At 52.5% G+C, this 14,285-nt stretch carries 14 protein-coding genes and 1 tRNA gene; 4 read left to right on the top strand and 11 right to left on the bottom strand.

All coding sequences use genetic code 11. The features are described from left to right. Positions 1–59 precede the first annotated feature (59 nt). The 4 genes from rpsU to ffh form a co-directional block, all read right to left on the bottom strand. Positions 60–233 carry a 30S ribosomal protein S21 gene (gene rpsU, locus BST81_RS00690; protein WP_075596739.1) on the bottom strand — a complete coding sequence of 58 codons (174 nt, stop codon included), beginning with the start codon at positions 231–233 and terminating at the stop codon, positions 60–62. Between the two features lie 38 nt (positions 234–271). Further along, positions 272–739 (bottom strand): KH domain-containing protein, encoded by a 468-nt coding sequence (locus BST81_RS00695; RefSeq protein ID WP_083636532.1) that lies wholly within the window; start codon positions 737–739, stop codon positions 272–274. Further along, positions 714–962 carry a 30S ribosomal protein S16 gene (gene rpsP, locus BST81_RS00700; protein ID WP_075596618.1) on the bottom strand — a complete coding sequence of 83 codons (249 nt, stop codon included), beginning with the start codon at positions 960–962 and terminating at the stop codon, positions 714–716. Before rpsP ends, BST81_RS00695 begins: the two co-directional genes overlap by 26 nt. Before the next feature lie 109 nt (positions 963–1,071). Then, the gene (gene ffh / locus BST81_RS00705) at positions 1,072–2,535 is read right to left on the bottom strand and encodes a signal recognition particle protein (protein WP_075596619.1); all 1,464 of its coding nucleotides are present in this window, start codon (positions 2,533–2,535) and stop codon (positions 1,072–1,074) included. A gap of 134 nt (positions 2,536–2,669) precedes the next feature. Here ffh and BST81_RS00710 point away from each other — a divergent pair, with 134 nt between their 5' ends. Beyond that, entirely contained in the window at positions 2,670–3,224 is a 555-nt protein-coding gene (locus tag BST81_RS00710; protein WP_075596620.1) for a peroxiredoxin, read from the top strand. A 110-nt stretch (positions 3,225–3,334) separates the two neighbouring features. Here BST81_RS00710 and BST81_RS00715 read toward each other — a convergent pair. The 4 genes from BST81_RS00715 to rsfS form a co-directional block, all read right to left on the bottom strand. Then, positions 3,335–3,411: transfer RNA gene (locus BST81_RS00715), tRNA-Met, on the bottom strand. Positions 3,412–3,456: 45 nt separating this feature from the next. After that, on the bottom strand, positions 3,457–4,410 hold the full coding sequence (locus BST81_RS00720) for an asparaginase (protein ID WP_075596621.1): 954 nt from the start codon (positions 4,408–4,410) through the stop codon (positions 3,457–3,459). 93 nt (positions 4,411–4,503) lie between these two features. Beyond that, entirely contained in the window at positions 4,504–5,022 is a 519-nt protein-coding gene (locus tag BST81_RS00725) for a CGLD27 family protein (RefSeq protein ID WP_075596622.1), read from the bottom strand. 129 nt (positions 5,023–5,151) lie between these two features. Continuing rightward, the gene (gene rsfS, locus BST81_RS00730) at positions 5,152–5,592 is read right to left on the bottom strand and encodes a ribosome silencing factor (RefSeq protein ID WP_075596623.1); all 441 of its coding nucleotides are present in this window, start codon (positions 5,590–5,592) and stop codon (positions 5,152–5,154) included. 272 nt (positions 5,593–5,864) lie between these two features. On the opposite strand from rsfS, the gene BST81_RS00735 reads away from it, so the two are divergent. Both BST81_RS00735 and BST81_RS00740 read left to right on the top strand, forming a co-directional pair. Continuing rightward, the gene (locus tag BST81_RS00735; RefSeq protein ID WP_075596624.1) at positions 5,865–6,524 is read left to right on the top strand and encodes a serine/threonine protein kinase; all 660 of its coding nucleotides are present in this window, start codon (positions 5,865–5,867) and stop codon (positions 6,522–6,524) included. Positions 6,525–6,810: 286 nt separating this feature from the next. Beyond that, on the top strand, positions 6,811–7,644 hold the full coding sequence (locus tag BST81_RS00740; RefSeq protein ID WP_075596625.1) for a hypothetical protein: 834 nt from the start codon (positions 6,811–6,813) through the stop codon (positions 7,642–7,644). On the opposite strand, the gene BST81_RS00745 is transcribed toward BST81_RS00740, so the two are convergent. From BST81_RS00745 to BST81_RS00755, 3 genes are all read right to left on the bottom strand, one after another. Then, positions 7,641–7,922 carry a Mo-dependent nitrogenase C-terminal domain-containing protein gene (locus BST81_RS00745; protein ID WP_075596626.1) on the bottom strand — a complete coding sequence of 94 codons (282 nt, stop codon included), beginning with the start codon at positions 7,920–7,922 and terminating at the stop codon, positions 7,641–7,643. The two genes, BST81_RS00740 and BST81_RS00745, sit on opposite strands and share 4 nt — an antisense overlap. Before the next feature lie 130 nt (positions 7,923–8,052). Beyond that, the gene (locus BST81_RS00750) at positions 8,053–11,307 is read right to left on the bottom strand and encodes an efflux RND transporter permease subunit (RefSeq protein ID WP_075596627.1); all 3,255 of its coding nucleotides are present in this window, start codon (positions 11,305–11,307) and stop codon (positions 8,053–8,055) included. A 2-nt stretch (positions 11,308–11,309) separates the two neighbouring features. Continuing rightward, positions 11,310–12,671, bottom strand: coding sequence for an efflux RND transporter periplasmic adaptor subunit (locus BST81_RS00755; RefSeq protein ID WP_075596628.1), 1,362 nt, complete (start codon positions 12,669–12,671; stop codon positions 11,310–11,312). A 224-nt stretch (positions 12,672–12,895) separates the two neighbouring features. On the opposite strand from BST81_RS00755, the gene BST81_RS00760 reads away from it, so the two are divergent. Beyond that, on the top strand, positions 12,896–13,897 hold the full coding sequence (locus BST81_RS00760; RefSeq protein WP_075596629.1) for a glycosyltransferase: 1,002 nt from the start codon (positions 12,896–12,898) through the stop codon (positions 13,895–13,897). Positions 13,898–14,285: the final 388 nt, after the last annotated feature.

Raw genomic sequence — 14,285 nt, forward strand, 5'->3', positions numbered from 1 at the left:
AGAGACGTCGCATGAAACGTCTCTGCTCAAGTTGATCATTTGAAAGGGTCTGTGGGTTGTTAATAACGGTGTTTACGTGAAGCCTCAGCCTTGCGCTTCCGACGGAGGCTGGGTTTCTCATATCGTTCACGCCGTTTTACTTCAGACAAAATTCCGGCTTTCTGAATCTTTTTCTTAAACCGTCTCAATGCTGACTCGATCGACTCATTTTCTCCCAGACGTACTTCTGCCACTCCCTGTGTCACCTCCTTAGGCTTGCAAGACGAATTCTCTAAACCTCACTTTGCCGATGCCGGGACCGGACTGTTGGTTTTCCAGCAGTTGAACGACGGGACTGAGATTTTTCTGGCCGAGATTCACCATCTATGTCTTCATCAACGGCGAAACTTTGGGACCCGTAGATATCCAGGTAGGCCGATTGCCCTACGGCCTGAGCTGCCGCTGCTAAAACCGTGCGAATAGCCTGAATATTTCGCCCACCTCGACCAAACACTCGTCCCTTGTCTGAACTTTCAAAGGCCAACCGAATCCACACTCTGGGCTTACCAGAAGATGTTTCACAGTCTACCTTCAAGGAGTCTGGAGACTCCAGGAAAGGTTTGACTAAAAACTCGACCAGCCCGATATAGTCGGGCTGGGTACAGTGATGGACTGCATACTGTGATTGTGCAGTAGAGTTAATCTCCTGATCTGACTTACGTTCTTCCGGTAAGTCATGTGGACGCTTGTGCAGAGACATTCGCTTTTTGGAGGAGACGACGCACAGTATCAGTTGGTTGAGCGCCCTGCTGGAGCCGTTTCTGGATTGCAGGAATTTCTAGATGGACTTCTTCTGTGATGGGATTGTAGAAGCCCAATTCTTCCAGAGGGCGACCATCTCGCCGTGAAGTGCTGTTCACCGCTACGATGCGGTAGCTAGCCTGACGTTTCTTGCCGTATCGTTTTAGACGCAGTTTGATCATGAATCGCGGTAACGTTGACAGATAATGAAGTTAAAAATAAATCCGTGCCAAGTACACCATGATACCACCTCGTAAAGGGGTTTTGTAAAGGCCTGACTAGGATTTTGCCTCAAAGATGGCCAAATCCTTTTTTCTTTTTTTCCTTCTTCTTTTTCTTGGCATTTGGATTCCCACCGGAGTAGCCTCGCCAGCCCGGTGGGGGAGCCTGTCCACCAGGGGAGGCCCCGAAGGGGCTTCCCCCCATTCCACCAAACATGCCCCCCATCCCAGGGAATTGTCCTTGCCCCATCTGTTGCATCAACGATCGCATTTTCTGAAAATCACTGACTAGCTTCCCCACATCGGTTTCACCATAGCCAGACCCCCTGGCAATCCGTCGTCGCCGGCTGGGTGACCCTGATAGGAGGTCAGGGTTTTTCCGCTCCTCAACGGTCATGGAACCGATCATCGCCTCGGCTCGTTTGAGTTGCACTTCTCCCTGACGGAGTTGCTCATCGCTCAACTTGTTCATACCAGGGAGCATTTTCATGATGCCGCCCAGGGATCCCATAGTTTTCAGCAACCGAGTTTGCTTCAGGAAATCTGTGAAATCAAATTTGGCGGTGAGGATTTTTTCCTGTAGTTTTTCGGCATCAGCCAGATCTACGGCTTCCTGGGCTTTTTCCACCAGAGTCAGGACATCGCCCATGCCTAGAATTCGGGAGGCCATTCGATCTGGATAGAAGGGCTGCAAAGCATCGACTTTCTCTCCGACCCCAACAAACTTGATCGGCTGCCCGGAAATCTGCCTTACGGAGAGAGCTGCTCCGCCCCGCGTGTCCCCATCCATCTTGGTCAGAACTGCTCCGGTAATGCCAATCTGCTCATGGAAAGTTCGGGTCAGATTGGCGGCTTCCTGGCCCGTCATCGCATCCACCACTAGGAGAACCTCATGGGGCTGGACCGTGTGCTTGATCTGAGCCAGTTCTGCCATCATCTCCTGGTCGATCTGGAGACGCCCGGCGGTATCGATGATGACCGTATCCACCCCTTCGGCTCTGGCCCGTTCCACACCCTGCCGGGCAATCTCGACAGGATTGACATCCTTGCCCAGTTCAAAGACGGGGACATTGATCTGTTTACCTAATGTGACCAACTGATCGATCGCTGCTGGCCGGTACACATCGGTTGCCACCAACAAGGTGGAGCGGTTCTGTTTCCGCAGATGTAGGGCTAATTTTGCTGTGGCGGTTGTTTTACCGGTTCCCTGGAGACCGGCCATGAGCACGATCGTGGGAGCGTGGTCCATCTGAGCCAGGGGAACATTAGTCTCCCCCATCAGCCGCACCAGCTCATCATGGACAATCTTAATAAATTGCTGATCAGGGCGAACTCCAGAAATGACCTCTGCGCCCTGGGCCTTGGTCTGCACTTCGGCGACAAAATCTTTCACCACCTGGAGGCTCACATCTGCTTCGAGCAATGCCCGACGAACTTCTCTCAGAGCCTCTTGAATGTTGGACTCGGAAATTTTGTCTTGGCCGCGTAACTTCTTCCAGGCGGACTCTAGGCGTTCAGAAAGGGCATCAAACATGGAGGTGCAAATTTTGGACTAGTAATCATTCTACCCAACACCTGAACGCTTCAGCGGTGAGGCGCAAAATGAGGGGCAGTAATCCCCTGAACCGTTTATATTAACTTATGTAAAGCTTTTCTGGGGGATTGGTTATGACTTTGCGTCGAGACTTTCTCAGATTCTTGCTCATTAGCGCTCTAGTATTTTTTTCAGTGATCTCGTTTACAGCCCCTGCCCTGGCTTTGGGGGGAAAACTTCCTGAAATCGGCCAGCCTGCGCCAGCATTTACACTTCCAAGCAGTACAGGGGACGGTAGCATTTCCCTGGCAGATTATCGTGGGAAATGGGTCGTGCTCTATTTCTATCCGAAGGATTTTACCTCTGGTTGCACCCTGGAAGCCCGCAGATTTCAGCAGGATCTCCCAAAATATTTAGAGAAGAATACTCAAATCATTGGGGTGAGTGCGGATTCTGTTGATTCTCATACGGAGTTTTGTGATTCTGAGGGGTTGAAGTTTCCCCTCCTGTCCGATCGGGGTGGGAAAGTGAGCCAGGCTTACGGGTCCTGGTTGGGAATTGTTTCCCTGCGCCACAGTTTCCTGATTGATCCGGAAGGTATTCTGCAGGAGCGGTTTACCGGGGTCAACCCAGCAATTCACAGTCAGGAAGTCTTGGCCCGCCTGGAAGCCCTGCAATTAAACGGTTGAGGCATGAGAATTCAGTCAAACACTGTACCGCATTAGAGACTTTGTGCAACGTCTCTAATTAAAAATTAAAGTCCTGGAGTTCTTAAATCAGAATTCCAGGACTTTAGGATTGGTGGCGGGGCATGGATTTGAACCATGGACCTTCGGGTTATGAGCCCGACGAGCTACCAGACTGCTCTACCCCGCGTCGGCTTTACCAGTGTAACAACAAGTTCAGGGAATTGCAAGTAAATTACAACAGGGATAATTCGCCAAGGACTTCCAACCGCTTATACCCGCTCAAAGTCATGAAACTTTCGGTTAGCGTCTCTGAAATCGAAGGACTAATCCAGCCCATCTGCTTCAAAAGATGGATCGCAACTGCATGCTTGGCGCGAGCTGCCCCATCGATCACCTTAATCGCCAGACCCAGACCATCCCCCACCCGAGCGATGCACTGCATCCCTTCAGCCCCGGCCTTGCTTACCAACTCCCCTTCCGTCAGCCGCATTAACTCCGTATCAAATTCCCCGTCTCCTGAGATAAAAGCAGGATGGCTGGTCATTGCGCGGGCAATCCGCTCCATATCCAGACTGTCCCCAGAAGAGAGTTGGGCGTAGAGGGAGGCGATTTGCCCCAACTGCAGAAAATAGGTTGGCGCACCGCAATCATCGCGGGCCGTAATAATTTCCTCTGCTGGCATTCTGAGTAGCTCTGCCACTTTAGTGAGGATCAGGCGTTGCACCGGATGATTTCGCTGCAGATAGGAATTCAGAGGCCAGTTTCGCTGCTGACAAACTGCCAACATACCAGCATGTTTGCCCGAACAGTTGTATTCCAATGGACTGCGTTTCCCAACCGGTGTGGGACATTGGAGCGCAGATGGGTCCACATCACAGTGCCACAGGACATTAAAGACCTGGCGGACCTGCTCGATTTTGCCCTTATGGGAACTGCAAATAATAGCCAGATCTCTATCGGCGAGAGCAAATCGCTCCAAAGTTCCTGTTGTGGTTACCGCCAGAGCCTGAAAAGGTTTCAGGGCCGATCGGATAAAGACAGCAGTCTCTGCATTACCAGCAACAGACAGAAGTCGCCCTCTGTTGTCACAGACAGCAGCCTGAACATGGTGCTTGGATTCAATAATGCCTTCTCGTAAGAGCCTAACTTCCAGCTCCGGTGATTGAGTTCGTTTTCCCCTAGTCATGGGTATGACTTTGCCATACGAGCGGTGTCCATACAAGTCCTATGCTGCAAATCGATATTCTACCGCCCGATCGACCCACCTGCCAGAAAAATCCTAAATCCATAACCAGAGAAGGCTGCCTACCAGTAACAGGGATACCAGGACTAAGAAGGTAATCTGCAAGCGACGCAGAACGGGTTGAATTTCGTGGCTGACAATCAACCGATCACGCAAGATAACTTCGGGAGGCTTTGACCATTGCTGACCATCGTACCAACCAGACTCCTCGTAAAAGATGGTATCTTTCCTGAGCCGATCGCAGACATAAACCCACCCCAGATAGAGATGACCCAGCGGAAAAAGTAGCATCGAAAGTGTTCCCAAGGTGCTGCTCAGGAGAAATTGAGTGAGGTGCCTTGCTGGTGGAAAACTGGTTGCGGCGATCGGCCCAATTAGCACCCAACTCAACCCCCAGATCCAGACCATCGGTGTCAGATATCCGCGCAGTTCCAAGGCAGCCCAGCGATAGAACCAGGACTCTTTCAAGTTGACATACTCATTAATAGGCTGCTGTTCCTCAGGAACAGGGCAACCCGTTGTTAAAACATCCACAGGTTTGGGGTGATGAGTCATTGGTCATTATTGGTCATGGGGTTAATCCCCTCTTGGGAAGGGTGGCCTGCAGGGCCGGGATGGGTCTAGATGGGTCATTGGTCACCAGTTTACAGGCACCCAACCCATCAAATAACAAGTGACAAATGACTACTTCATAGACGGATATGGTGAGAAATCAATCCGTTCAGCATGACCCCAGAAAGCTTCGAGATTGTAGAACTCCCGTTCCTGAGGCATAAAGATGTGAACAATGATTTCACCATAGTCTTGCAGGACCCAATTCCCTTCAGATAGCCCCTCAACCCGGATCGGATAACGCTGCCACTCTTCCTCGACTTTATCCTGAATCGAGCGTGAGATTGCCCGGACCTGTACATTGGAGAAACCAGTCGCGATGACAAAGTAGTCTGCCAGGTAGGAGATTTCTTCTACGCGGAGGATTGTGATTTCGGCTCCTTTACGGTCTTCGGCAGCTCTGGCGATCGTCAGAGCCAATTCTCGGGTCTGGTCCGGTGATGACCGTTCTGTTTGAACTGCGGTGGAAACGGTAGATGGGGCTAGGGGAGTGGAATGGGTGTAGTCTGGCATTCAGGCTGGAATTCCTCCTTCATGGGATGAGGTCATTCTAGCCCAAGATTCTGGAGGTTTCAGAGGGCAGGGTATTGGGGGGTAAAACCGCGATCGGACGATAGGACGCGCTACTTAGAGAACAAGCAGCGGGAGAGAAGAGTGACAAAACTTTGAATTCCCCAGGGTGGACTTTGAATTTCTTAACCAGAATCTATGTTGTGAAGACCGGTTTACCCTGGAAGTGATGTTCGAACGGGCTTGGGAGTCTTCTCTTTATTTTGGTTATCCCTATGAGTCAGCTGATTGAAAGTAGCTATCTTGAGAAAATTGACAGGGAACTGCTTCCCCAGCTTCAGATTGAAAGCATTGAACCTCATAATCCGGTCAGGGTTCACGCTCTTCCAGAACCCTGGCAATTAATTGGAACTGGAAATTATGCTGCCGTGGTTTACCATCCCGACTCGCCCGATCGGGTGGTCAAAGTCTATGCACCTGGGCGATCTGGCTTTGCTGAAGAAGTGGAAGTTTACCGGCGCTTAGGGGTCCATCCCGCCTTCTCAACCTGTTTCTATGCTGGGACAGGTTTTTTGATTCTTAAGCGACTTTACGGCATTACCCTCTATGACTGCCTGCATTTGGGGCTGCAGATCCCGGAACAGGTGATTCAAGATATTGATCAGGCCCTGAACTATGCACAAAGTCGTGGTCTCTACCCCCATGATGTGCATGGTCGCAATGTCATGATGGCAGAAGGAAGGGGGCTGGTTGTGGACGTTTCAGATTTCTTGCAGGAAGAAGCCTGTTCTAAATGGGCTGATTTGAAAGCAGCATATTACGGATTCTATTTACCCTTTCTCTATCCAACTCGATTACGCATTCCCTACTTTGTGCTGGATTTGGTTCGGATTAGTTATCGTCTTATCTGGCGTCTATTGCCAGGTCATTCTTAGTCGTAACATCGATGGCAGTCGTCCCTTGCCTCATGAAAGCCTGCTTTAAATGAGTGGGTAATAGTATCAAGATTTGGTCAAGATTTCATTAGCCATCAGGTTCATTTGTAGAATGGCAGTATTACAGATGGGCTGATGACAGTCAGATGATTTGAGCCCCTGTCCATTGCCATCAAAATCGTGCATCCTTAGCCAAAAAATTTCACATCAGGAATAGCTGGGAACAGCAGGATAGGTTTTTTAAACCGCTTCCTGGCAGTTTCCTGTTGCACGATGGAGTGGAAATATGAGTCAAAACAAGTTTGGATTTCACCCAACTTCGTTGTCAATCAGTGCTGCTTTGCTAATTCTTTTCTCAACTGGCCTGCAGGTTCAAGCCAGGGAAAATGAGGTTCATTTCAGTCCTGCCAGGGTTAAACTAACCGCTCAGGAGGTGGTGCCCCTACCTGGAAAAACGGCTACCTCGGCGGCTTTGCTGCAGAGCGATCGGCTAGACCGCATAGAGCCAACTTTTTTCCAGTCTACTTTCCAGGAATCACCAATCTTCTCTGCAGAGAGGCTAGCCCAGTTCGATCGAACCGCACCCGTTGGACAGGTCAGCCTCTCACCTGTTTATAGTTATGTTGGCCTGGGAGTGAACCTGGGTCTGATTGGCCGAGAAGAAGTGGTATCCACCCAAATCAATATTCGAACTGAGGAACAGGTGACCCCCGGGCGATTTGGTCCCATAATTCAGCGACGCCAGACACAGGAGATCAGCACCATCCGAGAAGCTGCAGTTCCCCGATTGGGCCAGGGGAGTTTTGCAATCCTCAGCAAGATTGGTCTGCTGGAGTATCTGTCCGTGCGTCCAACGGTTTTGATTGCTGACACCGTCACGGTCTTGGTACCTGTGACCCTGGATTTCCCGATCGGCGATGGGCCAGTTCACCGAGTAACCCCTTATGTCGGTCTGGGATTGGGCATCTTTACCCAGGACAGGACCGCTGTTGATCTGATTCTGACAGGTGGATTGGATGTGCCACTTTCACCAGAGCTAACTGCCACGACAGCAGTGAATGCCTCTGTGACTGGGGTAACGTCGTTGGGGTTACTGTTGGGAATTGGCTATAGCTTTTAAACTCCCTGATCAGCCAGATAACAAAGGGCTCGAAAACGCAGCCCCATCAGTTGTTCGTAGAGGGGGTTAATTTTGCAGAGGGGTGGAATGTGTCCTAAATGTTGACCAAACAGGATGATGTCTCGTTGAAAGGGACATTGACCTGGAATCAACTTACAGAGGAGATCGGCAACCCTGGGATTTTTAATCTCAATTTGATCCAACCACTGACGTAGGGGGTGGATTAGATCCAGGTGGCGGTTTTGTCTGGTGCCGATCAGTGTGTGGGTTGCAGCCATCTTGCCCTCCTAGTGAAACGCAGCCTGAATTAGCCTTACTCTCAAAGGTAGGCCAGAAAAGTGAAGAAACTGAGAAGGGTTTGTGAGAGATGAATTAACTGGCGCTGAGGTTTGTCAAGCTTGTGCAAACCTAGGGTTTCCCAACGGATTCTGGTTCAACCAGTTCTTCAGACAGGATCACCAACTGCCTCTTTTTACGGCGACGCATCCACCGCAGACTTCCCACCAGATCATGCAGAATCAGGTAGAAACAGGGAATGATCAGCAGGGTTAACAGAGTAGCGAAGGATAGTCCAGAGAACACCACAATCCCCAAGGGCTGCAAGAACTCGCCCCCCTGCCCCAATCCCAGGGCCAGGGGGAACATCCCCAGCACAGTGGTAATCGTCGTCATCAAGATGGGGCGCAGGCGTTGGGGGGCTGCCTGCAGGATTGCGGTGACCCGATCGAGTCCTTCCCGCTCCCGGAGCTGGTTGGCTAATTCCACCATGATGATGGCGTTGTTGACCACAATCCCCACCAGGAGAACAGCTCCCACAATCACCGTCGCACCGATCGGAGTCTGGGTGATATACAGGCCAAACAGCCCTCCCACCAAAGCCAGGGGAATGGTGAACATGATCACCAGCGGATCTACCAGGGAGTTGTACTGCACCGCCATCACGACAAACACCAGAAACGCCGCCAATCCACCCAGGATGGGGAGAGAAGCCTGGAGTTGCTGATTGCTTTGAGCGGCACTGCTGGGCAGGAAGCTTACCCCTGCAGGCAGGTCTAACCCTTTAACAATGCCATCCACCTGTTTCAGGGCATCTCCCAGGTTAGCCCCTTCATTCAGGCTGCCAGCCATGATAAAGACCTGACGCTGGTTAATGCGCTGGATCTCTCCCGGAGCCTGTCCTGTCGTAATCTCAGCCACATCCCCCAACCGGATGGGACGATTCCCCGTGGCAAACAGGGGCAAATCCGCCAGTTGGGAGGGCTGGTTGATGGCAGCCTCATCCAGTTCAACCCGGACATCCACCAGGCGATTCCCCCGTTGCATGCGGGTGGCCACCGTTCCCTGAACGGCGGTCTCCAGGACTTGCCCGATATCCTGAATATTCAGATCAAGGGCTGCCAACCGTTCCCGATCGCGACGAATTTGAATTTCAGGCTGGCGTGGATCTGCATCTGGCCGAAAGCTAACCAGGGTGGCTTTCTCTTCCAGGGCCTGCAACACCTGCCGTCCGGCCTGGGTCAGGGTACGCTCCTCTGCCCCCTGCAACACCACATCCACATCTGCCCCCCGCACCGGGGAATTGTTCAGGATCAGTCCTCGCACTTGGCCGGGATTGAGTCGGAGCCGGATATCGACCAGATTCAGCTTTTTCAATTCCCGGGTGACCTTGGAAACAAATTTCTCAACATTTGTTCCCGGTTTAAGGGTAATCGTGCTGGAGCTACGCAAAGCGTTTTCACTCGTATTACTCCCAAACAGAAAACCGCCCACAGTGGTGAAAGTATAGGCTGTTTCCGGTTGAGCCAGAACAATTTGATCGACTGCCTGCATCACTTTGCGGTTGTCCGCCAGGGGGGTCCCTGGGGGAAACTGGGCTACCAGATTAGCCTGTCCAGTGTTAATCCGGGGCAGAATTTCCTGGGGAACCTGGTTCGCCATGATCAGTCCCCCGATCATCAGCACCAGAACCGTTCCGCCAGCCACCTGATGACGATGGGCCAAAACCCAGGCCAACAAACTCTCGTAATTGCGAGTGGCCGCCATAAACTGCTGATTAAACTGACGGATGAGCCAGAACTGAGTGAGGCCAGTACTCCAGCGAATAGCCAGCAAGCGGGAGGTGGCCATCGGCACCACCGTAACCGCAATCAAAATGGAGGCCGCAACTGCAAAACTGATGGTCAGAATCAACTCATTAAACAGCAGGGCAATAAAGCCCCCAATCAACAAAAAGGGGAGCACCGCCACCAGGTTCGTACTGGTGGATGCAATCAGGGCCGATTCGATTTCCTGGCTACTTTGAATGGATTGCCGAATCAGTTGTCTGGGGTTGAGGCGAGTCTGGCTCTCCTGGCCAGGCGTAACCCCAGCGCCTTCTGCGATCGCCTCCAGCATGACGATCGAGTTATCGACCACAATTCCCACCCCCAGGGCCAATCCTCCCAGACTGAACACATTCAGAGACAGGTGAAAAATCCCCATCAAAATCAATGCGGCCAGGGTAGCCAGGGGGATAGACAACACAATAATCAGCGTTTGACGGACAGACCCCAGAAACAGAAGGACGGCGATCGCAGCCAGAGCCGCCCCAACCAATCCAGAACTGGTGACATTAGAAATGGCATTGCGGATGAACACCGACTCATCCAGGGTGGCAATTAACGCCATATCTGCCGGAATTACCCCCTGTTGCCGCAGGTCTTCCAGTCGCCGCTTCACCCCCTCAACTACCGTGATACTGTTGGCGTCAGGCTGCTTTTGAATGGTGACCTTAACCGCTCCCTGACCATTCAGGCTGACAAAAATCCGTTGCTGCTTTGCCCCATCAATCACCTGAGCAAAGTCTCGCAGATACACCCGGCGGGGCAGTGGGGAAGCAGTGTCAAGGGGCTCTCCTTCTACTTCAAAGGACAGATCCTGAAGTTCCTGGGCATTGCGAAAACGACCGATCGCCCGCGTCAACGGTTCGGAACTGCGACTCAAAATTCGCCCCCCGGAAATATCCTGGTTACTTTCCTCCAACTCTGTTAGTACATCCTGCAAACCAATCCCAACGGCCTGCAGACGAGCCAGATCCAGGACTACGCGCACTTCCTCCTCGATACCGCCAGCCACATCCACCGCAGCGACACCTTCCACAACCCCCAGTTCCCGGGCCAGTTCCTCATCGGCAAACACGCGCAGGTCCAGGGGACTGAGAGAGGGAGAGGACAGGGCCATTTCATAGACCGGGAGTTGGGAGGGATCAGCCTTGAATAACCGGGGGTCTTCAATGGTCTCTGGGAGAGTGCCTCTGGCCCGGTTAAAGGTAGCCGTGGCGTCGTTCAGGGCCTGATCGATATTTCCACCCGGTTTGAAATACAAATCCAGACTGACCCGCCCCTCGCGGGTTTGGGAATAAATCTGCACCACTCCCTCCGTCGCAGATAGGGCCTCTTCCAGGGGGCGAGTGATTTCATCCACGGCAACTTCCGGCGAGATGCCTGGTGCATCCAGACGCACCCCAATCCGGGGATAGGTAATCGATGGCAGCAAGTCAACGGGCAAGGTAGTCGTGAAAAAAATGCCGACCACGATCACTGCCAGGGTTAACATCAGAGTGCCAATGTGGCGGCGGATGGAAAGAGCGCTGATACTAAAACCAGTTGAGGGATTATCCTGCATGATCAACGTTGCTCAGAGAGAATACTCAAGCGGACCAAGTCACCCTGCTTCAAGGTTTTACTACTGCGGGTGACATATCGTTCTCCAACCTGCAAACCAGAAATTACTTCAATCTGACCATTCCCCCGTTGCCCCAGGGTGACCTGCCGGGCTGTGACCCTGGGTTCCCGATCGGACCCCTGAATCACAAACAGCGTCCCCTGGCTGGGATCTGGGCTGGCTGTCTCGGTGGCAGGCTGCCGGGAGCGATCCCCCTGGGGCTGCCCGGACGATCGCCCCTCCTGCACCTGCAAGGCTGTTTCCGGGACCACAACCCGCGATCGGTCAGGCCGCTGGGCCAGCAACACGCGGGCCAGCAGCCCACTGCCAATGCGCCGACTGGGGTTGGGCAGGGTCACTTCGATCGGAACCAGACGAGCCACCGGATCAGCGGCGGGGGAAATACGGGACACCCGCCCGGTCAGTTTCTGCTGGGGGAGGGCATCCAGACGAATCTGAACAATCTGCCCCAGACGAATGGCCCCTAATTCCAGTTCCGAGACCTGGACAGCCACCTTGACCTGACTGAAATCTCCCAGCTTAAGTAACTCCGTTCCCGGCTGCACCAGATTTCCTGGCTCCACGGGCTGTTCCACCACAAACCCGTTCACGGGTGAAGTTAAGGTGGTAAAGGATTGCCGCTCCGCCTCCCTGGCCACCACCGCCTGCTGGGCCACCACCCGTCCCTGGGCAGCCACCACCGCTTGCTGTCGGGTGCGAACCTGCTCCTGGGCCGATCGCAGGGTTTCCGTTGCGGTACTGACCCGTGTCCGGGCCTGTTCCACCTGTTGTTCTGCGATCGCCCCCTGACTGAATAGATACTGCAAGCGACTCAAATCAGAGCGAGCCTGGAGCAATTCGGCTCTGACGCGATTCACCTGGGTCTGGGCGTCACTAATGCCAATCTGGGCCTGGGCCACTTCCGACTGAAGGGCCGCCACCTCCGCCTCTGCTTCCGCCACATTAGTTTGTAGCACTGTACTATCCACCTGGGCCAACCGTTGCCCCTGGGTCACGGGATCCCCAACGGTCACCAGCAGATCCAGAAGCTGTCCTTCCACCTGCGATCGTAGGGACACCAGACGCACGGGCTGCGTGGTTCCTGTATATTCTCGACTCGCTTGCACCGAGCCTGTACGAGCAATGGTCACATTGACAGAAGCAACGTCCTGGGATGCTGCTCCCTGACGCTGGGCCTGCCGTTGAGTTTCAGCATCAGCCGCAGAAAAATTGCCACACCCATGGAGGGGGACGAGACATCCAACCAAAATCAGCCCACTAGTTAGGCTCAAAGTCTTTCGATACCCGAAAACAGTCGGGGTCATGCATATCCTCCCCTGGCTGGTTTACTTTTTTAATTAGCTGGACTAACCATTAGTTTTGCATATAGAGCTGGGGTGGACCTATCTCCCTGGATTGATTTACATGAAAATTCTAAAGAAATCCTAAACGATTTGTGAACAGATTGCAGGCAGGAGTCCTGGGTGGGGGATGAGCGCTCTCTCCCTTCTGGGATAAGATAGCTTCTCGAACTTGATGAGCAGATACCATGCGAAGTCTCTACTTTTTGGTTCCTGGCACGGGTGGAAAATTTGCCTGCGGCGGACTCTGGGCTGAGTTAAAAACCCTCCATCTGGCCCGTCAGATCTGTGCGGCAGAGGTGGTTACCTATCGCCAACGGGAGCCAGAGGTTCTGTTCCTGGATGATCTGCTCCGGCAGCCCCAACGCACCGATATCATTTTTGTAGTGAGTTGGGGCTTTGATGTGCCGAAATTGGTACGACGCTTGCAAGGCTGGCCCGTCCTTTACCATGCCCATAGTGCTGGCTATGGGTTTCGCTTACCGGCCCAGATTCCGATCGTTGCAGTCAGCCGCAACACCATGGGTTACTGGGGGCAGCAGGCTCCCCACTCGCCCATCTATTACCTGCCCAATCAGATCTCAGATGAATTCTGCGATCGGTCCCTGCAGCGAGACATTGATGTTCTGGTTCAGGCTCGGAAATCCTCAGGGTATCTGCTGCAGGAACTGGTGCCAGCCCTGCGATCCCAATGCCGGGTAGAACTGATCACCTCCTATGTCGAGGACTTACCGGGACTCTTCAATCGCAGCAAGATTTATCTCTATGATTCGGCTGAATATTGGTCCCAGCAGCGGGTCAGTGAAGGATTTGGTTTGCCTCCCATGGAGGCACTCGCCTGTGGCTGCCAGGTCTTTTCGAGCGTGAATGGAGCCCTGGCCGATTATCTGGACCCCGGTTTTACGGGGCACAAAATTGCTGTGTATTCCAGGGAATATGATCTGCAGCGGATTCTGCAGGTCCTGCAGGCTCCCCCTGGGCCGGTATCGGAGTTATTTTTTGCCGAGTATAGGACCCCCCAGATTCTGCCTCGCCTCCAGCAGATTCTGATCGAAATCAATCAGTTTTTTGATCACCAGGTTCAGTATCCGGCAACGATACAGGAACTGACCCGTTGGCGATTGGCTCAGCTCTCGACTCGACGACTCTGGAGCAAAATCAGGCAACGGCTCTGGAAGCCATTATCCTAATGTATTCTTCTGGAAATGTTTTCTGAAGAATGATGGTTAAGGTCTAACCCATGCCTCCCTGGATGTGCAATAGCTTTGCAAGGTTTTTACAAAGGATCGGAGTTTACGGATAACCGGGCATCTCTGAATGAACCAGTAGGTAGGCCAGAGGGATGGGGTTTGACCCGTTTCAAATGCAGTGTTTGCAGGATTCAGCATATGAAATTTCCAAAAAATCTGCGCTGAGTTAAATTTCTGAAAGAGGTATTCCTCTAGAATTAGGTCAAATTACAGAGATCCACAGGAGCGGAAATTTACATTCCTATTTCACAGACGGTTCTGTTTTATAGAAATGATGTCTTAAAAGTTCTAAACATCTTCTCTGGCAAGTCAAAAGTATAGAGAGGAA

Source organism: Leptolyngbya sp. 'hensonii' (assembly GCF_001939115.1).
Lineage (GTDB): Bacteria > Cyanobacteriota > Cyanobacteriia.